The sequence below is a fragment of the Micromonospora xinjiangensis genome (genome assembly GCF_056150165.1).
On record NZ_JAXCFO010000004.1, the window covers coordinates 636,110 to 654,832 of the forward strand.

Annotated in this window: 15 protein-coding genes; 8 read left to right on the forward strand and 7 right to left on the reverse strand. The window is 75.4% G+C overall.

Annotated features, from left to right (window positions below; genetic code table 11):
* The first annotated feature begins 49 nt into the window (after positions 1-49).
* The 3 genes from SM573_RS18245 to SM573_RS18255 all read left to right on the forward strand — a co-directional run bounded on the left by SM573_RS18245 (position 50) and on the right by SM573_RS18255 (position 3,114).
* Positions 50-931, forward strand: coding sequence for a Gfo/Idh/MocA family protein (locus SM573_RS18245; RefSeq protein ID WP_474609769.1), 882 nt, complete (start codon positions 50-52; stop codon positions 929-931).
* A 102-nt stretch (positions 932-1,033) separates the two neighbouring features.
* Complete coding sequence (locus tag SM573_RS18250) at positions 1,034-2,050, forward strand: NAD-dependent epimerase/dehydratase family protein (RefSeq protein ID WP_474616663.1); 1,017 nt, start codon at positions 1,034-1,036, stop codon at positions 2,048-2,050.
* A gap of 8 nt (positions 2,051-2,058) precedes the next feature.
* Positions 2,059-3,114, forward strand: coding sequence for a dihydrodipicolinate synthase family protein (locus SM573_RS18255; protein ID WP_474616664.1), 1,056 nt, complete (start codon positions 2,059-2,061; stop codon positions 3,112-3,114).
* 114 nt (positions 3,115-3,228) lie between these two features.
* Here the strand turns inward: SM573_RS18255 and SM573_RS18260 are convergent, their stop codons facing one another.
* Positions 3,229-4,449, reverse strand: a complete 1,221-nt coding sequence (locus SM573_RS18260; RefSeq protein WP_474609766.1) for a hypothetical protein — start codon at positions 4,447-4,449, stop codon at positions 3,229-3,231.
* Between the two features lie 81 nt (positions 4,450-4,530).
* Between SM573_RS18260 and SM573_RS18265 the strand changes: the two genes are divergently transcribed.
* Genes SM573_RS18265 through SM573_RS18280 form a run of 4 tightly spaced genes read left to right on the forward strand, consistent with a single transcriptional unit; the run spans position 4,531 to position 8,061 of the window.
* The gene (locus SM573_RS18265) at positions 4,531-5,703 is read left to right on the forward strand and encodes a DegT/DnrJ/EryC1/StrS family aminotransferase (RefSeq protein WP_474616665.1); all 1,173 of its coding nucleotides are present in this window, start codon (positions 4,531-4,533) and stop codon (positions 5,701-5,703) included.
* The gene (locus SM573_RS18270) at positions 5,700-6,596 is read left to right on the forward strand and encodes a dihydrodipicolinate synthase family protein (protein WP_474616666.1); all 897 of its coding nucleotides are present in this window, start codon (positions 5,700-5,702) and stop codon (positions 6,594-6,596) included. Before SM573_RS18265 ends, SM573_RS18270 begins: the two co-directional genes overlap by 4 nt.
* On the forward strand, positions 6,593-7,333 hold the full coding sequence (locus tag SM573_RS18275; RefSeq protein ID WP_474609763.1) for an amidohydrolase family protein: 741 nt from the start codon (positions 6,593-6,595) through the stop codon (positions 7,331-7,333). Before SM573_RS18270 ends, SM573_RS18275 begins: the two co-directional genes overlap by 4 nt.
* Positions 7,330-8,061: an amidohydrolase family protein gene (locus SM573_RS18280; RefSeq protein ID WP_474616667.1), complete on the forward strand. Its 732-nt coding sequence runs from the start codon at positions 7,330-7,332 to the stop codon at positions 8,059-8,061. The genes SM573_RS18275 and SM573_RS18280 overlap by 4 nt, the downstream gene beginning before the upstream one ends.
* Positions 8,062-8,118: 57 nt before the next feature.
* On the opposite strand, the gene SM573_RS18285 is transcribed toward SM573_RS18280, so the two are convergent.
* Positions 8,119-9,252 (reverse strand): citrate synthase, encoded by a 1,134-nt coding sequence (locus tag SM573_RS18285; protein WP_474609761.1) that lies wholly within the window; start codon positions 9,250-9,252, stop codon positions 8,119-8,121.
* A 68-nt stretch (positions 9,253-9,320) separates the two neighbouring features.
* Here SM573_RS18285 and SM573_RS18290 point away from each other — a divergent pair, with 68 nt between their 5' ends.
* Positions 9,321-10,538, forward strand: coding sequence for a citrate/2-methylcitrate synthase (locus tag SM573_RS18290; RefSeq protein ID WP_474616668.1), 1,218 nt, complete (start codon positions 9,321-9,323; stop codon positions 10,536-10,538).
* 150 nt (positions 10,539-10,688) lie between these two features.
* Here SM573_RS18290 and SM573_RS18295 read toward each other — a convergent pair whose 3' ends face one another.
* The 5 genes from SM573_RS18295 to SM573_RS18315 form a co-directional block, all read right to left on the reverse strand.
* On the reverse strand, positions 10,689-12,431 hold the full coding sequence (locus SM573_RS18295; protein ID WP_474616669.1) for a hypothetical protein: 1,743 nt from the start codon (positions 12,429-12,431) through the stop codon (positions 10,689-10,691).
* Positions 12,432-12,825: 394 nt separating this feature from the next.
* The gene (locus SM573_RS18300) at positions 12,826-13,875 is read right to left on the reverse strand and encodes a zinc-dependent alcohol dehydrogenase family protein (protein ID WP_474616670.1); all 1,050 of its coding nucleotides are present in this window, start codon (positions 13,873-13,875) and stop codon (positions 12,826-12,828) included.
* Positions 13,876-14,036: 161 nt separating this feature from the next.
* Positions 14,037-15,230, reverse strand: a complete 1,194-nt coding sequence (locus tag SM573_RS18305) for a D-alanyl-D-alanine carboxypeptidase family protein (RefSeq protein WP_474610256.1) — start codon at positions 15,228-15,230, stop codon at positions 14,037-14,039.
* Between the two features lie 138 nt (positions 15,231-15,368).
* Positions 15,369-17,882: an FtsX-like permease family protein gene (locus tag SM573_RS18310; protein ID WP_474616671.1), complete on the reverse strand. Its 2,514-nt coding sequence runs from the start codon at positions 17,880-17,882 to the stop codon at positions 15,369-15,371.
* 23 nt (positions 17,883-17,905) lie between these two features.
* Positions 17,906-18,664, reverse strand: coding sequence for an ABC transporter ATP-binding protein (locus tag SM573_RS18315; RefSeq protein WP_474609756.1), 759 nt, complete (start codon positions 18,662-18,664; stop codon positions 17,906-17,908).
* Positions 18,665-18,723 lie beyond the last annotated feature (59 nt).

An 18,723-nucleotide genomic window follows, 5' to 3' on the forward strand; every position in this document is an offset into this window, starting at 1 on the left:
CTGACCTGCGCTGGCGTGGCGAGCGGCCGGATGAGTAGCCTCTGCGCTCATGCGCATCGCTCTGGCCGGACTCGCCACCAGTCACCCGTACACCGACGCCCGTACCCTTCGCGAGCACGCGGAGCTGGTGGTGTGGGAGCCCGATCCGCAGCGGCTGGCGCGGTTCCGGGCCGAGCAGCCGGAGGCCATCGTGGTCCCGGACCTTGCCGCGTTGCTCGCGACGAATCCCGACGGGGTGGTGCTCACCGTCCCCACCCCGCAGGTGCCGGAGGCGCTGGCCCTGGTGCTGGCGCGGGAGCTGCCCTGCTTCGTGAACAAGCCGGCGGCGGCGACCGCCGCGCAGCTCGACCGCCTGGAACGTGTCGTGGCGCGGGCCCCGGAGCGAGTGCTCACCTCCTCGGTGCTGCGCTTCGCGCCGGAGTTCGTCGCGTTCGAGGTGGCACCCGAGGAGGTCCTGTCGGTGCGCGCCACGGTGCGGCACGACGTGGGCCTCTGGGCGACCGGCTACAACCCCTGGCAGGACGACCCGGCGGTCGGCGGCGGCACGCTGGTCATGATGGGCCTGCACGGGGTGGAGCTGCTCGTCGCGCTGCTCGGCCCGGCGGTACGGCTGGTCGGCGCGGCCGGCGCGGTCCGTCGGCACCGGGGGCTGCGCTCGGAGGACACGGGGCTGCTGGCCGTGCAGTGGGACGACGGGGTGCCCGGCGTCGTGGAGGTGCTCGGCGTGAGCGGGGATGAGGGGTACGAGGTGACCGTCCACACCGTCGCCGGTGAGCGCCGCGTGGTGCTGCGCGGCGGCGCCGACGAACTCGGCTACCGGGCCACCATCGACGCGTTCGTGGGCATGGTGCGCGGCGCCCCGAGCCCCGTGCCGTGGGCGCAGACCCGTGCCGTGCTGGGCATCCTCACCTCGGCGCGCGCCGTGGCCTGACCCGCCACGCCGCGCCGGGCGTCATCCGGTCGCGGCACGCCTTGACGCCCCTCCGGGTGGAAGTTACGGTCATGACCGTTACTTCGGAAGGGGTGTGGTGGCATGCGTACGGTGGCGGAACTGGAGGAGTGGCTGTCCCGCCCGCGGGACGTCCTCGTGGACGACCTGCGCAAGCTCGACGGGGACCTCCTCGTCCTCGGCGCGGGTGGCAAGCTCGGGCCCAGCCTCGTCCGGCTCGCGCTGCGCGGTGTGGCGGCGGCGGGCACCGGCGCCCGGGTGTACGCCGTCTCCCGGTTCTCCGAGGCGGGACTGGCCGACGCGCTGCGCGACGAGGGCGCGACGGTGATCGAGGCGGACGTGGCCGACGACGCCGCGCTGACCGCCCTGCCGGACGCGGCGAACGTGGTCTTCCTGGTCGGCGCGAAGTTCGGCACCTCCGGCCGCGAGCACGCCACCTGGGCCACCAACGCCTACCTGCCCGGCCGGGTCGCGCAGCGGTTCGCCGGTTCCCGCCTGGTGGCGCTCAGCACCGGCAACGTCTACCCGCTGGTGCCGGTGACCAGCGGTGGGTGCGTCGAGCGGACGCCCGTGCAGCCCGTCGGCGAGTACGCCATGTCCTGCCTGGGCCGCGAGCGCGTCCTCACCCACTTCGCGCTGCGCCACGACACCCCGCTGGCCCTCATCCGGCTCAACTACGCCGTCGAGATGCGCTACGGCGTCCTCGTCGACATCGCCCGGGCCGTGCACGCCGGCGAGGCCGTGGACGTCACCATGGGCCACGCCAACGTCGTCTGGCAGGGCTACGCCAACGAGGTCGTCCTGCGCGCCCTGCACCACACGGCGACGCCACCGTTCGTGCTGAACCTGACCGGGCCGGAGCTGGTCTCGGTCCGCCAGGTGGCCACCGCGGTCGCCGCCCGGCTCGGCCGGGAACCCGTGTTCACCGGCACCGAGGCGCCGACCGCGCTGCTGTCCAACGCCCAGCTGTGCCACCGGCTCTTCGGCTATCCCGACGTGCCGCTCGCCGAGCTCATCGACCTGACGACGGACTGGGTCGCCGACGGCCGGCCCCTGCTCGACAAGCCGACCGGATTCCAGCGCCGCGACGGCAAGTTCTAGGAGACACCGTGTTGACCGCATCCAGCACCCGACAGGCCGAGGCCCTGGCCCGGTTCCGCACCGGGTGCGTCATCCCCGCGCACCCGCTCGCCCTGACCGCCGAGCGTACGCTCGACGAGCGCCGGCAGCGCGCCCTGACCCGTTACTACCTCGCCTCCGGCGCGGGCGGCATCGCCGTCGGCGTGCACACCACCCAGTTCGCCATCCACGACCCGACGGTGGGGCTGCTCGCACCCGTGCTGGAGCTGGCCGCCGAGACCGCGGCGGGCTCTGACGCCGTCCTGGTCGCGGGTGCCTGCGGCGACACCGCCCAGGCGGTCGCCGAGGCCGAGCTCGCCGCCTCGCTCGGCTACCACATGGTGCTGCTGTCGCCGTACGGGCCGCTGGACGAGGACGCCCTCGTCGAACGCGCCCGCGCCGTCGGCGAGGTGCTGCCGGTCATCGGCTTCTACCTCCAGCCCGCCGTCGGCGGTCGGGAGCTGTCGCGGGGCTTCTGGGCCCGGCTGGCCGCCCTCGAGTCGGTCGTCGGGATCAAGGTGGCGCCGTTCGACCGCTACCGCACCCTCGACGTGCTGCACGGCGTCTGCGCGGCCGGGCGCAACGGCGACCTCGCCCTCTACACCGGCAACGACGACCACATCCTGGCCGACCTCGTGGCCCGGCACCAGGTCATCATCGACGGCCGGGCGGTGGAGGTCGAGTTCGTCGGCGGGCTGCTCGGTCAGTGGGCGGTCTGGGCGCGCACGGCGGTGACGCTGCTCGACGACGCCCGGCGGGCCCGGGCGGGCGACGACGAGGCGCTGCGCCGGCTGCTCACACTGGACGGTCACCTGACCGACGCCAACGCCGCCATCTTCGACGCCGCGAACGCCTACCACGGCTGCATCCCCGGCATCCACGAGGTGCTGCGTCGCCAGGGGCTGCTGGCCGGCCGGTGGTGCCTGGACCCGGACGAGGAGCTGTCCCCCGGGCAACTGGCCGAGCTCGACCGGGTGCACCGCGCCTACCCGCACCTGCGCGACGACGACTTCGTGGCGGAGCACCTGGACGAGTGGCTGGCCTGAGCGCCCGCGCGCGGTCCCCTCGACCCGCGCCGACCGGACCGGCGGCACCACCGGCGTGCGCTCGCGCGGGCGGGGGCGCCGGTCCACGCCCGTGCCGGCGCGGGCCGGCGACGTCTAGAGGGTCAGGCGGTAGAGGGTCAGCGGACGGCCGCTGGTGCCGGAGGCGAGGTTGCCGGTCCGCTCGGCCAGCCCGGCCAGCTCGAGGCGGTGCAGCATGCGCCGTGCGGTGCGCTGCTGCACCCGCAGTTGGTCGGCGACCTCCCGGCTGGTCAGCGGCTCGTCGCCGAGCGCCGCCCGGACCTCCCGCAAGCGCAGCAGGGTGGGCACCGACAGGCCGACCCGCTGCGCGATGACCGCCAGGTTCACCTCCGCGGGCGGCGGGGGCGGCGTGGTCGACTCCAGCACGATGTCGGTCTCCCCGCGCAGCGACAGCACGGCGGTGGTGGGACCGACCCGGCGGGCACGACTCAGCGCGCGGCGCGCCAGGTTCTCCGCCTCCGCCGCGCTGCGTCCCAGCCCGAAGCCGATCTGCACGGTCTCGTGCCGGTCGGCGAGCCGGCGGAGCATCGGCAGCGCGGTGAACCCGCCGGTCGCGTCGTGCAGCGGACCGCGCGTGGTGACGATGAGGTAGGTGTCGGGGGCGAACCGCGCGAGCGTGCCCCCGAGCCCGGCCACCTCCTTGAGCAGCCCGTCGTCGCCGTCGGAGAGGTTGGCCAGCCCGAGCGCGATCTGGGCGTCCTCCTGCGCCTGGCTGCCGACCTGGAGCAGGAGCTGACGCAGCGCGGTGCGTACCGAGTGGTTCGACGGCGCGAGGCGGAACGCGGGCATCTCGTGACGCAGCACCTCGTAGACCGAGCTGATACAGCTGACGGCGACGTCGGCATGGGCCCTGCGCTGCCGCCGGTGGAAGGTGATCACGTCCTCGGAGGTCAGGCCGCTGCGGTAGGGCAGCGACCGGACCCGGTCCACCGGGAGCCCCGCCTCCCCGAACGTGGTGGCGACGTCCGCCCCGGTGACCGTGTCGATCGACATCCGGGTGACGTCACGACCGTCGCGCAGCAGCCGCACGGCGGCCTGGAGCAGGGTGGCGCCGGTGTAGTCGACGAAGACCGCGGGCCGGTGCAGGGCGTTCGCCTCCCGGGCGAGGGTGTAGGGCACCACGCCGGTGAAGAGCCACGCCTCCACCTGCCCGCCGTGGGCTTCCACGATCGCCGGCGCCTGCGACTCGTGGTCGTAGTGCAGCCGTCGGGCGGTGACACCGGGCTGCTCCTCGCACGTGGCGGCCACGTCGTCGACCAGGTCGTGCGGACCGACCACCCCGATCTCGATGGTCACCGCTGCCTCCTGTCGGGGGTTGCATTGCTCGCTGCACAAGATTACGGTCAGGCCCGGTATTGCTGAAGCCTGGGAGGGTGCGTGTCGTTCCCCAGCATGGCCGACGCCGGCGGCCGAACGATCGGCGCGGAGGAGTTGGCCGCGGTCACCCGGGTGCTCCGGTCGGGCATGCTCAGCTCCGTCTGGGGCACCGAGGTCCGTGCCCTGGAACGTGAGATGGCCGACCGCCATGGAGTGTCGCACGCCGTCGCGGCGAGTTCGGGAACGGCCGCCCTGCACCTCGCCGTCGCGGCGGTCGCGCCCGACCCCGGCGACGAGATCATCACCTCTCCGATCAGCGACTTCGGCACGGTCGCGCCCATTCTCGCCCAGAACGCGGTACCGGTGTTCGCCGACGTCGATCCGTGCACCGGCAACCTGGACCCCGCCTCGGTCGCCGCCGCGATCGGCCCGCGCACCCGCGCGATCATCGCGGTGCACCTGTTCGGCGCCGCCGCCGACCTGCGCGCGGTCGCCGGCGAAGCCGGGGTGCCGCTCATCGAGGACTGCGCCCAGGCCTGGCTCGCCCGCTACGCCGACGGCGCCCTCGTGGGCACGGCCGGCGCGATCGGGTGCTTCAGCCTCCAGCAGTGGAAGCACATCACCTGCGGCGACGGCGGCCTGGCGGTCACCGACGACCCCGTGCTGGCCCGCCGGATGCGGCTCTTCGCCGACAAGGGCTGGCCCCGCGACGAGGCCCGGCGGCACGTCGGCCTCGGCCTCAACTACCGGATGACCGAACTCGCCGGAGCCGTCGCCCGCGCCCAGCTGACGAAGCTTCCCGGGGTGCTGGCCGACCGGCGCCGTACCGCCCGACGCCTGGTCACCGCGCTCGCCGACCTGCCGGGCCTGCACCTGCCGGCCGACGTGGACGCGCACGCGTGGTGGCTGTTCCCGATCGTGCTCGACCCGCCGCTGACCAACCGGGAGGTCGCCGCGAAGCTGGCCGCGGCCGGCATCCCCGCCCGCGCCGGCTACCTGGAGCAGCCGCTGCACTGCGCACCGGCGCTGACCGAAGCCCCCGTGTACGGCGCCTCCCGCTTCCCGCTCACCGTGCCGCCCGCGCAGCGGCCGCCCACCTACGGTCCCGGCGCGTTCCCGGTCGCCGAGCGCCTGATCGACCGGGCACTCCTGGTGATCGACTGGAACGAGCGCTACACCGACGAGCACGTCGACGAGATCGCCCGCGCCGTGCGGGCCGCGGTGGCCCCGTGATCGCCCCGGCCGCCGCCGCGCTGCGCGACCGGCTGCGGTGGGCGCTCGTCGCGGCCACCGCCACGCCGATGGACGCCGACGGGCTGGTCGACGCCGACGTGCTCGACCACTACCTGCGCGGGCTGCTCGCCGACGGCGTGCACGCCCTCGCCGTCTGCGCCCACACCGGGCGCGGGCCCTACCTCGACGCGGCGACCCGCGACCTGGTGGTCCGGCGCGCCGTCGGCACCGGCGCGCCGGTGATCGTCGGCGTGGGCGGCCGGCCGGGGGAACGCACCGACGAGGTCGCGGCGCAGGCCGCCCGGGCGGCCGCCCTCGGCGCCGCCGGTGTCCTGGTGTTCCCCGTCGACGGCGACGCGGTCGCCCATCACGACGCCGTCTGGCGCGCGGGCGGCCTGCCGATGCTCGCCTTCGACCTCTACGTCCGGCCGTACCCCGGGCCCACGCTCGCCGACCTGCTGGCGCACCCCGGCGTCGCCGGGGTCAAGGTGGCCCGGCTGGACGACGCCATCGCGTGCCAGGCCGCGCTGGCCGCCGCGCACCGCGCCGACCGGCTGGCGGTCACCGGCGAGGACCGGATGTTCGGCCCGTCGCTCATGTGGGGCGCCGAGGCGGCCCTGGTCGGCCTGGCGGCCGCCGCGGTGCCGGTCACCGCCCGGGCGCTGCGGGCCTTCGCCGACAAGCGGTACGACGAGTTCGTCGCCGCCTCCGCCGACCTCGACCGGCTCGCCGGGGTCGCCTTCACCGAACCGATGGAGGGGTACGTGCAGCGGATGCTCTGGATCGCCGCCGCCGAGGGGCGGATCCCGCCCGCGCACGCCGTCGACCCGCACGGCCCGGCGCTGCCCGAGGGCGAGCGGCACCGGGTGCTCGACGTGGCGCGGCCGTCGTGAGCGGGCACCCCTTCGCCGCCGCGGACCTGCCGCCGGTCACCTTCGACGTCGACGTGCTCGTCGGCCGGTACGCCGACCGGCCGGGACCCACCGGCGACCCCGCGACCGTCACCGGCACGCTCGCCGCCAACGGCATCGAGCGGGCCGCCGTGGCCCACCTGCGGGCGGCGCTGTTCGACGTGCCCAGCGGCAACGACGAGGTGGCCGCCCTGGCCGGTCGCGGGGTGTTGCCGGTCGGCGCGCTCGACCTGCGCGACCCGCTCGGCGCGGAGCGGGAGATCGTCCGGCTCGCCGAGAAGGGCTTCCGGGCCGTACGCCTCTTCCCCGAGGAGCAGCACGTCGAGCCGGACTTCCCGTCCGTGCGGCACGTCGCCCGCCGGGCCACCGAGGCCGGCCTGGTCATCCTGACCGGCGGTGACGTCCGCCGGTTCTGGCGACCGCTGCGCGGCGCCACGGTGGTCTTCCTGGACACGCACTTCTACCACCTCGGCGACTTCGTGGTGGTGGCCCGCGACGAGCCCGGATTCCACACGTCCACCCGGTTGCTCAACTCGCCCGACGCGCTCGAGACGGTCGCCGCGCACGTCGGTGTGGAGCGACTGCTCTACGGCTCGCGCACTCCGTTCTACGAGCCGGTCGTCCCGCGGTTGCGGCTGGCCCGGGGACGCCTGGGGCCGACCGCGGTGGCCGCCGTGGCGGGCGGAAACGCCCGCCGGATCCTGGCGGGGGCCGAATGATCATCGATGTGCACGCCCACTGGGGACCGTGGTTCTTCAGCATGGAGGTCGGTGCGGTGGCCACCAACCTCGAGACGATGGACCGCTACGGCATCGACCTCGCGATCGTCTCCGCCACCGAGGCGGTCGTCTACGACGTCGCCGCCGGCAACCGGGCGATGGCCCGGGTGCTGGAGACCAGCGACCGGCTGCTCGGCTACCTGACGATCAACCCGCGTCGCCTCGACGACGCCGAGCGGGACCTGCGCGAGTTGCTGCCGGCCGGCCGCTTCGTCGGCGTGAAGATCCACACCGACTACACCGGTTCCCCGGTGACCTCGCCGCAGACCCGGGCCGCCCTGGAGCTGGTCGCGGCCCACGACCTGCCCGCCCTCGTCCACACCTGGGGTGCGACCCCGCTCGACCTGGCGCAGGCGGTCGCGGACGTGCCCGGTCTGCGGGCGATCGCCGGTCACATGGGCGCCGACGGCTGGCGGCACGCCGTGGCGGCGGCCAACGAGGTCGACCGGCTGTGGCTGGAGCCGTGCTTCTCGCACACCGAGGCGGGCCGCTTCGCGGCCGTGGCGGCGGCGGTCGACCCGCGCCGGCTGCTCTTCGGCACCGACGCGACGCTGATCGACCCGGCGGCGGCGTACGGGGCGGTGCTCGCCGCCGACCTCGACCCGGGCCTGGCCGAGCGGGTCGCGTGGCGCAACGCCGCCGAGCTGTTCCGTCTCGACCCGCGCTGAGGACGGCGCCGGCCGGGCGGCGGGCCCGGGCGGCACGCGCCGCGGGCCCGCCGGCCGTCAGGGCAGCGGTTGTGGCGGGACCGGCCCCACGTACCGCGAGTCCGGCCGGATGATCTTCGAGTCCTCGGCCTGCTCCAGCACGTTCGCGCACCATCCGATGACCCGGCTGGTGGCGAAGGTCGGGGTGAACATCTCCCGGGGCAACCCGCACAGGTGCATGACGACACCCGCGTAGTACTCCACGTTGGTGTGCAGTTCCCGGCCGGGCTTCAGCTCCGCCAGCAGCGACAGGACCCGCTCCTCGACGGCGACGGCGAGGTCCACCAGCTCCCCGCCGAGGTCCCGGGCGATCTCCTTGAGCATGCGCGACCGCGGGTCCTCGGTCCGGTAGATCGGGTGCCCGAACCCCATGATCCGCTCACCGGTGAGGATCCGCGACCGCAACCACTCCTCGGCCCGGTCGAGGGATCCGATGGCGTCGAGGGTGTCCAGCGCCCGGCTGGGCGCGCCGCCGTGCAGGGGGCCGGACAGCGCGCCGAGTGCCCCACCGACGCAGGCGAAGATGTCGGCACCCGTGGACGCGATGACCCGGGCGGTGAACGTCGAGGCGTTGAATCCGTGGTCCACGGTGGCGATCAGGTAGCGCTCGATCGCCCGGGCGTGCCGGGGGGAGGGCTCCCGTCCGGTGATCATGTAGAGGTAGTTCGCGGCGTGCGACAGGTCGTCGCGCGGCGCGACCGGCTCCCGACCCGCGCGGAGGCGGTAGAGCGCCGCCAGCAGGCTGGGCGTGAGCGCACAGAGGGCCATGGCCTGCGCCCGCCGCTCGTCGGGCGAGGTGTCGTACAGCGGGCGGGCGCCGGCGGCGAGGCCGGCGACGGCGAGCGCGGCACGCAGCCCGCCCATCGGGTCCTGCGAACGGGAGGCGGCCGCGATGCCCGGCAGCGCGGCGGCGACCGTGGGCGGGATGTGGCGCAGCGGCGCGATCTCCTGGTGCAGCGCCTGGGGGCGGTCCGGCAGGGCGCCGTCGATCAGCAGTGCCCAGACGTCCTCCAGCGTGCGGCGCTCGGCCAGGTCCATGGCCGAGTACTGCCGGTAGTGGTAGAAGCCCTCGCGGCCGCGGACCCGACCGATCGTGGTGTCGGTGACGACGACGCCGGCGAGCCCCCGGGGAACGGTGATGGTGTCAGCCATGCGGGCAGCGTCACGTCCACCGTGCCGGCCGGTCAACATTGATCCAGTCAACATGAGAGCATGACCACATGCCCGAGGAACAGCTGCTGACGACCGCCGAGGTGGCCCACCGGCTGCGCGTCAAACCGGAGACGGTCTACGCCTACGTCAGCCGAGGGTTGATCGCCCGGGTCAGGGTTCCCGGCGAGCGCGTGAGCCGCTTCCGGCTGGCCGACGTCGAGCGCCTGGCGGCCCGCACCCAGGCCACCCGGCCCGAGCGGGACGCCGCCCCGGCGATGCGGACCGCCACGACGCTGATCGCGTACGGGCGGCTGCACTACCGGGGGCTGGACGCCGCGACGCTCGCCCCGGTCACCCCGTTCGAGGAGGTAGCGCGGTGGCTCTGGACGGGGGAGCGGCGTGGCGACCCGTTCGTCGCGTCCGAGGACACGGTCGAGAGCGCGCGGCGGGCGAGCGGCCACCTGCCGGCCCGTGCCCGGCTCTTCGATCGGCTCCCGGTGGTGGTCGCCGTCGCGGCCGCGGCCGACCCGCTGCGCTTCGACCTCGCGCCCGCCACGGTGACGGGCCTCGCGCCCGCCCTCCTGGCCACCATGGTCGACGCGCTGCCGCCGGCCGGCGACGCGGACCCGGCCGGCGACGTCGACCCGTCCGGCGGGCTGGCGGCCCGGCTCTGGCCGCGGCTGACCGACGCCCCGGCGAGCGCGGCCGGTCTGCGGGCGCTCAACGCCGCACTCGTCCTGCTCGCCGACCACGACCTCGCCGCGTCGACGATCGCGGTACGGGTGGCCGCCTCGACCCGGGCGAACCCCTACGCGGCGGTGCTGGCGGGCCTCGGCGCGCTGGACGGCCCCATGCACGGCGCCATCGGCGGAACGGTCCACCGCCTGCTCGGCGCCGCCCGGCGGGAGGGGGCGCCGGCCGCGATCGCCGACTGGCTCCGGGCCGGCGGCCTGCCCGGCTTCGGGCATCCGCGCTACCCCGACGGTGACCCGCGGGGACGGGCCCTGCTCGACCTCGTGGCGGACCTGCCGCTCGACGGCGAGCTGCGCCGGGCCGTCGACGACCTGATCGCCACGGCGTCCCGCCGGGGCACCCGGCCGAACATCGACTTCGCCCTGGCCGTGCTCGCCCACGCCACCGGCATGGGCCCGGCCGCCGCTGAGGTGATCTTCGCGATCGCCCGGACGGCCGGCTGGATCGCCCACGTCGTCGAGGAGTACGCCCAGCCGGCCAACCGGTTCCGGTGGAGCAGCGGCTACACCGGGCCGTTGCCGGAGGGCAGGTGACGCCTGCCGGCGCAGGTGCCGTCGCGGGGACGCGGGGCGCCGCACCGGACCGGCCAGCGGCGAGCGCGCGGGCGATCTGCCGAAGCCCGCGCGCCCGACCCTCGCCGTCCGCCGAACGGTGTGGACCGACGACGGGGACGGGACGCCGTGCTACCTCCTGCGGGGCAGCGGGAAGCGCGCCAGGTCCGTGCCGTGCATGCCCCAGGTCGCCCTGCCGTCCGGGGTGAAGTGGAACGACGGGTTGTTGTACCAGCCGCGCGGCACGTTGTCGTACAGGGTGGTGACCTCGCCGCCCGGGGCGGTCGGCAGTTCACTGATGTCGTTGGTCCAGTGCACCCACGAGAACACCCGGCCGTCGACGCCGTTGAACTGCCCGTAACCGCCGAGGTCACCCTCCATCACGATGGTGCGGGTGTGCAGGTCGTAGGCGAACCACGCCCCGCGCGGGCGCCGGCCCATCGCGTAGAGCAGGTTGCCGACGACGTACAGGCTCTCGTACGACTGCCAGTCGGGCTTGATCTCCTCCCGCCACAGCAGCCGGCGGCTCACGATGTCCACCGCCGCCACCTGCGCCACGGCGCGGATCGGGCCGGTGGTGCCCTCGCCGTAGGTGTCACCCGCGAGGTAGGCGGTGGTGCCCTGCACCACGACGTCCATCACGCTCTGGTCGGGCAGGAACTCGCGGTGCGCCTCGAACGTGCCGGTGGCCAGGTCGACGAAGGTCAGCGCGCCGGTGTGCCGGGTGGTCTGCGGGCTGGACGCGACGATGAGCTGGTGGCGCCGCCGGTCCACGACGATCCGCTTGGTCCGCAGCTGGTCGTTGCCGAGCAGGCCGAGCACCCGGACCCGGTGGTCGTCCGGGTCGATCGCCACGATCTGGGTGCTCGGGTACAGGCCCGCGTAGACCACACCGGCCTTCCCCTCGGCCATCGCCTTGACCTCGCCGTTGACGTCGAACCGGTCGCTGGTGCCGGCCTGCGTGCGGTGCACCGTCATGGCGTAGTGGCCGCCCACCCAGATCGTGCCCCGGGTGTGCCGCATCATCGACTGGATGGTCTCGGGGTAGCCGAAGCCCCGGGTGGCGGTCTGCCACACGCTGGCCGTCCCGTTCGGCGTCGTCTTCCACACGTGCCCCAGCCCGCTGACGCCGAGCAGGGCGCCGTCGGGCAGTGGGGCGAGGAGCTGGTTCTCCACGTCGGCGAGGGGCTGACCCACCTTCACGAGGCCGTCGGCGGTCACCTCGTACAGGTTGGTGGTGAGCCGGGTCAGCGCGTACACCCTGCCGTCGCCGCCGACCGTCACCTGGTCGACGTAGCGGTCCTCGGCGGCGATGTCCCGCGAGACCCGTCCCGAGCCGTCCCGGCGGAAGGAGATCAGCTGCCGCCCGCTCGCCACGTAGAGGACGCCGCCGGAGACCGCCAGGTCGAGGATGCCGACGGGGGAGGAGCTGAGGTGCGCGGTCAGGTCGGTGGGGGCACCGCCGTCCTTCGGCCAGGCCAGCAGGGTGCCGGGCGCGGCGGAGCCGCCGTAGACGTACTCGTCGTCGACGGCCACGGCGGCCGCGTAGTTGGACGTGGAGATGCGGCCGTACGTCTCGACGGTCGCGTCGGCCAGGCGGATCCGTTTGACCATGCAGTCCGGGTACGTGCCGATGTAGAGGTGCTCGCCGTGCACCACCATGTCGTAGTACCAGGTGGTGCTGCCACCGGCGCGTGCCCAGGCCACCAGCTCCTTGGTCCGGGGGTCGAAGCGGTGGACGTGCGCGCTGCCGGCCGGGCCTAGGTAGACGTACCGGCCGTCGGCGGCGAGCTTCTGCCCACCGCTGCTCGCGATGGGCAGGTCGTCGATGCTCCGCGTCTCGCCGGTGTGGACGTCGAACTCGCCCAAGCGCATCTTCCCCTCCGGCGTGTTGAACCGGGAGGTGATGAAGACGCTGTCTCCGATGACGGCGGCACCGCGGACGGCGGCTGTCAAAGACGCAGGGCCGAAACTGATCGGGGTGAGCGTGTCACCGGTCTGGGCGAAGGCCGACGTGGGGCGCGCGCTCTGACCGATTGCCAGGGCAGTGCCGCTGAGGGCGCCTCCTGCCAGGAGTGAGCGACGGCTGACGGGCATGCATATCTCCGTTCATCGCTGCGATTACGGTCAGGACCATAATCGCGCCGTCGTGAGGGGTCAAGGGTGGCGCCCCAGGTGCGAGACAGCGGACGGCGACGACCGGAGTCACCCGGTGCGACCACCGGGGACGCCTGCCGGGGCCCCGGCGCGAGGGTGCCGCGTCTCCACCTCACCGGGGACGGATCAGGCACATCCCGCCGAAGCCCGGCCGGTCCATGACGGACAGTGCCTCCGGCGTCTCGTCGAGACCGATGGTGCGGGTGACCAGCTCCTCGGGGCGCAGCACGCCCGCGCCTACCAGCTCCAGCATCCGTGGGTAGTCGTGCGCCGGCATGCCGTGGCTGCCGCGCAGCTCCAGCTCGTACGCGATGACGAGGTCCATCGGCAGCGCCGGCCGCCCCTGGGCGGCGGGGAGCAGGCCGACCTGCACGTGGCGGCCGCGCCGCCGCAGGCCCGCCACGGAGGCGGTGCACGTGGCGTGACTGCCCAACGCGTCCAGCGAGAGGTGGGCGCCGCCGCCGGTCGCCTCCCGCACGGCCGAGGCCACCGCGCCGGGCCCGGTGAGCGCGGCGCTGTCCAGGCACACGGTGGCGCCGAACCGTTCGGCCAGCTCCAGCGCCGCCGGAGCGACGTCGACGGCCACCACCCGCGCGCCGGCGGCCGCCGCGATCATCACCGCGGAGAGCCCGACGCCGCCGCACCCGTGCACCGCGACCCACTCGCCCGCGGCGACCCGCCCCTGGTCGACGACGGCGCGGAACGCCGTGGCGAAGCGGCAACCGAGCGCCGCCGCGGCCGGATAGTCGAGGTCGTCGGGGAGCCGGACCAGGTTGACGTCGGCGTGCCGCACCGCCACGTACTCGGCGAACGACCCCCAGTGGGTGAACCCGGGCTGCGTCTGCCGCTCGCAGACCTGCTGGTCGCCCGCGAGGCAGGCGGGGCACTGCCCGCACGCGCAGACGAAGGGAACGGTCACCCGGTCGCCGGGCCGCCAGGCCCGCACCCCGGCGCCGACCGCCTCGACCACGCCGGCGAACTCGTGCCCGGGCACGTGCGGCGGGCGGATGTCCGGGTCGTGCCCCTGCCAGCCGTGCCAGTCACTGCGGCACAGACCCGTCGCCTCCACCCGGACGACCGCGCCGCCCGCGGGCGGCGTCGGGTCCGGGACGTCGCGGACCTCGGGTCGGGCGCCGAACTCGTCGAAGATCACGGCTCGCATACGGGAGATCCTCACACGGCTCGCCGGTGGGCCCGGGCCCCGGCCCGCCGCTCCGGCGGGCGCCGCACCGGCCGGCCGCCGACCGGCGCCGCACCACCCCGCCCGCCGGTGCCGCGCGCGGGCCATTGGTCGCCGCCGTCCGGCGCCGCCGGGGAGCGCGCCTACCGCCCGTCGGCTCTGCGCCGGGCGCCGCGGCGACGCCACGGCACGGCGAGGGCGACGGCCAGCACGAGCGCGGCGCCGAGGCCGAGCCCGGGAGCCAGCGACCGCAGGGAGTTGCCGGATCGTTCGGCGTGCTCGCCCCTGACCGGGACCACCGGCTGGTCGTACGTCTTCTCCTGCGGGGCCACGAGGTGCCCGACGGACGCGCCGCGCGGGAGCGCGAAGCCCCAGTCGAGCAGGGCCGCCGCCTCGCCCAGGCTCCCCAGCGGCGCGGTCTCCGCGCCGAGCAGGGTCACCACCAGCCGCCGGCCGCCGCGCTCGGCCACCCCGACGTACGTCTGCCGCGCCAGGTCGGTGAAGCCCGTCTTCCCGCCGATCGTGCCGGGGTAGTGGCCGAGCAGCGTCTGGTCGTGCGTGATCTCGAAGACCGTGTTGCCCCGCTGCTCCGGTATCCGCGCCGTCGTGGCGCCCACGTAGCGCCGGAAGTCGTCGCGGGCGAAGGTGGCGCGCGCGATGAGCGCGAGGTCGTACGCGCTGGTGTACTGGCCGGGGCCGTCGAGGCCCGAGGGCGTCGCCGCGTGGGTCTGCCGGGCGCCCAGCCGGCGGGCCTCCTCGTTCATCGCGTCCACCCCGCCCTGCCGTCCGGCGTTGCCGCCGCCGACCCGGGCCAGCACGTTCGCCGCGTCGTTGCCCGACCGCAGCAGCAGCCCGAGCCACAGGCTCTCCACCGAGTACCGGCCGCCCGGCCGCACCCCCATCAGCGAGCTCTCCGGATCGAGGTCGCGCAGGTCCGCCCGCGTCACCTCGACCACCTGCGCCGGGTCGAGACGGGGCATCAGGGCCGCGGCCAGCAGCAGCTTCTGCACGCTGGCCGGCGTCCGGTGCTCGTGGGGCCCGCACCCGCCCAGGACCTCGCCGGTGCCGAGGTCGGCCACGAGCCACGACGTGGCGGTCACCGCCGGCGCCTTCGCCGTGCCCGCCGGGACCGCCAGCCCCGCCGTCGCCAGCGACTCACCCCCGAGGGCCCGGTCGGCGGGAGCGACCGGCGGCGGGGACGGCAGCGCGGGCGGCGGCGCCGGCGGCTTCACGGCCGGGCAGCGCACGTGTGGAGCCGCCGCCCGGGCCGGCGGCGCGTCCAGGACAGCGGGCACGGCCAGCAGGGCGACACCGAACATCACGGAGGTAACCCGAATGGTGGTCACGCTTACGTACGGTAATCGGCCGTTCGCGGGACACGGGGCGAATGGAGGAAGTAGCACGGGAAGGCCGCCGGACCACCCGCCGCGGCCCGGCCCGGCGACCCCTCACGGAACCGCCGGACCGGGCGGCGGTCAGCCGTCCGTCCCCAACGCCGCCACCGGGCTCACCCGCGAGGCCCGTCGCGCCGGGAGCACCCCGGCCAGCGCGGTCAGCACGACCAGCGCCGCGAACAACCCGAGCAGCGGCAGCACCGGCAGGACCAGGGGAGCCTTGATCCCGAGGGCCCCGACCGCCAGCCAGGCGTACGGCACGCCCACCAGCAGGCCGAGGGCCGCCCCGATCAGCCCGTACAGGCCGGACTCGGCGGTCAGGGTCGTGCGCAGGCCGGCCCGGGACAGGCCGATGGCGCGCAGCAGCCCGGACTCGCGTGCCCGCTCCACCACGGAGAGCGCGGTCGTGGAACCCACGCCCACCATCGCGATCAGCACCGTCAGGCTCACCAGCCCGACGGCGATCCCGAGCAGGCTGTCCAGCACCTCGTCGTTGCGGTCCCGCTCGTCCGCGAGCACCGCGAGGCCGACCCCCTCGCTGCCCGCGACGGCCTGCCGCAGCGCCCGCACGCCCGCCGTGCGGCCGTCCTCGCCGGGCCGGGCCGCGTCGGCCAGCAGGCCCGTGTACGCCGCCGGCACGCCGATCCGGTCGAGGTCGGCGGGATCGGCGAGGACGGCCGCGTGCAGCGGACCGTGGTCGGGCAGGACCGCGACCACCCGCACCTCGGCGGTCCGCCCGGCGCGGGCCAGCGCCACGCTGTCCCCGACGCCCAGACCGGCGTCCCGGGCCGCCCAGCCACCGAGCACGATGCGTCCCGGCCCGCGGTCGGCGAGGCTGCCCTGCGAGACGTCCAGGGCGGTCGTGGTCGGCAGCGCCGACACGTCGAGGTCGGTGGTCGGGTAGCCGGGGTCCGCCGTACCGAGCCGGTCGGCCCCCCGCCTCAGCCCCACATCGGTCACCCGCCGGTACGGCACCACCCGCGCCAGCGCGCCGTGTGCCCCCTCGACCCGCCGCACGACGTCGGCCGGCAGCGCCTCCCCGGTGCTGTCGGAGACCTCGAAGTCGGCCGGCGCGGAGAGCGCCAGTTCACGGTCGGCGAGCAGCCGCAACGACCCGCTGCCGACGAACACCCCGGCGATCAGGGTCACGCCGAGCGCGACCACCACGGAGACGGCCGCCGCCCGGCGGGGCGCGCCGCCGATCCCCCCGACGGCCAGCCGCCCGAGCGGCCCGAGCTGGCGCAGCGGCCACCCCACCACGGCGAGCACCGGGCGTAGCAGCAGCGGCCCGAGCGCCACCAGCGCGAAGAACGCCGCCGCGCCGGACCCGACGAGCGCGAGCAGCGCCGGCATGGGGTCGTAGAACTCCTGGTCAGGTGCCGGCAACCGGGTGACCGTGACGGCGCCCGCCGCTACCGCGACCGCGGTGAGCAGCAGCCCGCACAGCAGCCGTGCCAGGCCGATGTCGCGCCGCCCGGCGGTGGTGCTCGCCGCGCATAGCGCCTCCAGCGGGGAGACCCGGGCGGCGGAGAACGCCGGCGCCAGCACCGCCAGCACGGTGAGCAGGACGGCGCCGGTCACCACCGCCACCGCCGCCGCCCCTGGCACGCCCGGAGACGACACGGCGAGCCCCCCGGCGCGCAGCACCGCCGGTACGGCGTGGCCCGTCGCGAGGGCGGCCGCCACCCCGGCGACGCCGGCGACCAGACCGGTGAGCGCGCCCTCGGCGGTCAGCGCCCCGACCAGGGCGCTGCGGTCCGCGCCGACCGCCCGCAGCAGCGCGAGCTGCCGCATGCGCTGCGCGAAGACGATGCGGAACGTCGAGGTGACGACCAGCGCCGCGGCGGCCACGGCGATCGCCACGAACATGGCGACCAGCGCGAAGAGTTGCCCGACCTGGTCGGCCGCGTCGTCGGCCTCCGCCTGCCGGACGTCCGCGCCAGCGTGGATCGGCAGGTCACCGGGGATCGCGGCGGCCAGCCGCCCACGGACCGCCTCCGCCGACTCGCCCGGGGCCACCCGCACGTCGATCCGGTTCACGGTGGCCACCCGGCCCCACGCCGTCACGGCCGCGTCCGGGGCGTACGCGTCGAAGCCGGCGTCGTCGTCGGTCTGCACGAGACCCGTCACGGTGATCGGGGCGGGTGCCGTCAGCTCCCCGCCGGTGCCGGAGGTCACCGTGCCCACCGACAGACCGAGGCGTTCGGCCGTGCGCCGGGTGACCGCGATCTCGCCCGGGCCGTCCGGGTACGTCCCGTCGACCAGCCGGACCGTGGACAGCGGGCCGACCCCGGGGTCGGTGCGCAGGTTGACGTACGCCTCGCCGACGCTCACCCCGACCTCCAGCCGCCCCACGGCCTCGGCCACACCCGGCAGCGACCGGACGCGTCGCAGCGTCGCCAGGTCCGGGAACGGCTCCTCCGAACCGCCGCTGACCACCAGGTCGGTGGCCACCGGTGTGCCGCTCAGGTTGTCCCGGGCGGTCCGTTCGGTGATCTGCTGCGTCAGCACGGTCCCGTACACCACGAACGACGCGACCAGGACGGCCAGCCCGGTCAGGACCAGCCGGCCCGGGCGTCGCGCGGCCCCGCTCACCTGGGTCCGCAGCACCGTGGCCCTCACGCGCCGGCCGCCAGGTCGCGCAGCGCGTCGGTCACCGACACCTGGTCCGGTTCGTCGATCCCACCGGCGATCCGTCCGTCGGCGAGCAGCACCACGCGGTCGGCGTACGCCGCGGCGATCGGGTCGTGGGTGACCATGACGACCGTCTGCCCGAGATCCCGGACCGAGTCGCGCAGGACGCCGAGCACCTCCGCCCCCGAGCGCGAGTCGAGGTTGCCGGTCGGTTCGTCGGCGAAGACCACCTCGGGGCGCGACACCAGCGCCCGGGCCAGCGCCACCCGTTGCTGCTGGCCGCCGGAGAGCTCGCTGGGCCGGTGATCCAGCCGGTCGCCGAGGCCCAGCACACCGACGAGGTGCGCGAGCAGGTCCGGGTCCGGCCGCCGGCCCGCCAGGTCCAGCGGCAGCGTGATGTTCTGCGCGGCGGTGAGCTGCGGGAGCAGGTTGAACGACTGGAACACGAAGCCGACGCGCTCGCGACGCACCCGGGTCAGCACCCGGTCGGACCGGCCGGTGAGGTCGGTGCCGCCGAGCAGGACCCGGCCCGAGGTGGCCGTGTCCAGGCCGGCGAGGCAGTGCATGAGCGTCGACTTGCCGGACCCGGACGGTCCCATGATCGCGGTGAACCCGGCGCGGTCGAAGCGGACCGAGACGCCGTCGAGGGCCCGTACCGCGGTGTCGCCGCTGCCGTACACCTTCACCAGGTCGACCGCGGCCACGGCGGCCTGGCTCGTTTCCGGCGGGGCGTGCGTCTTCATCGATCCTCCAGTGACCGGGACTGTGACCCGCCGAGCCTCCCGCCGTCGCGGCGGCCCAC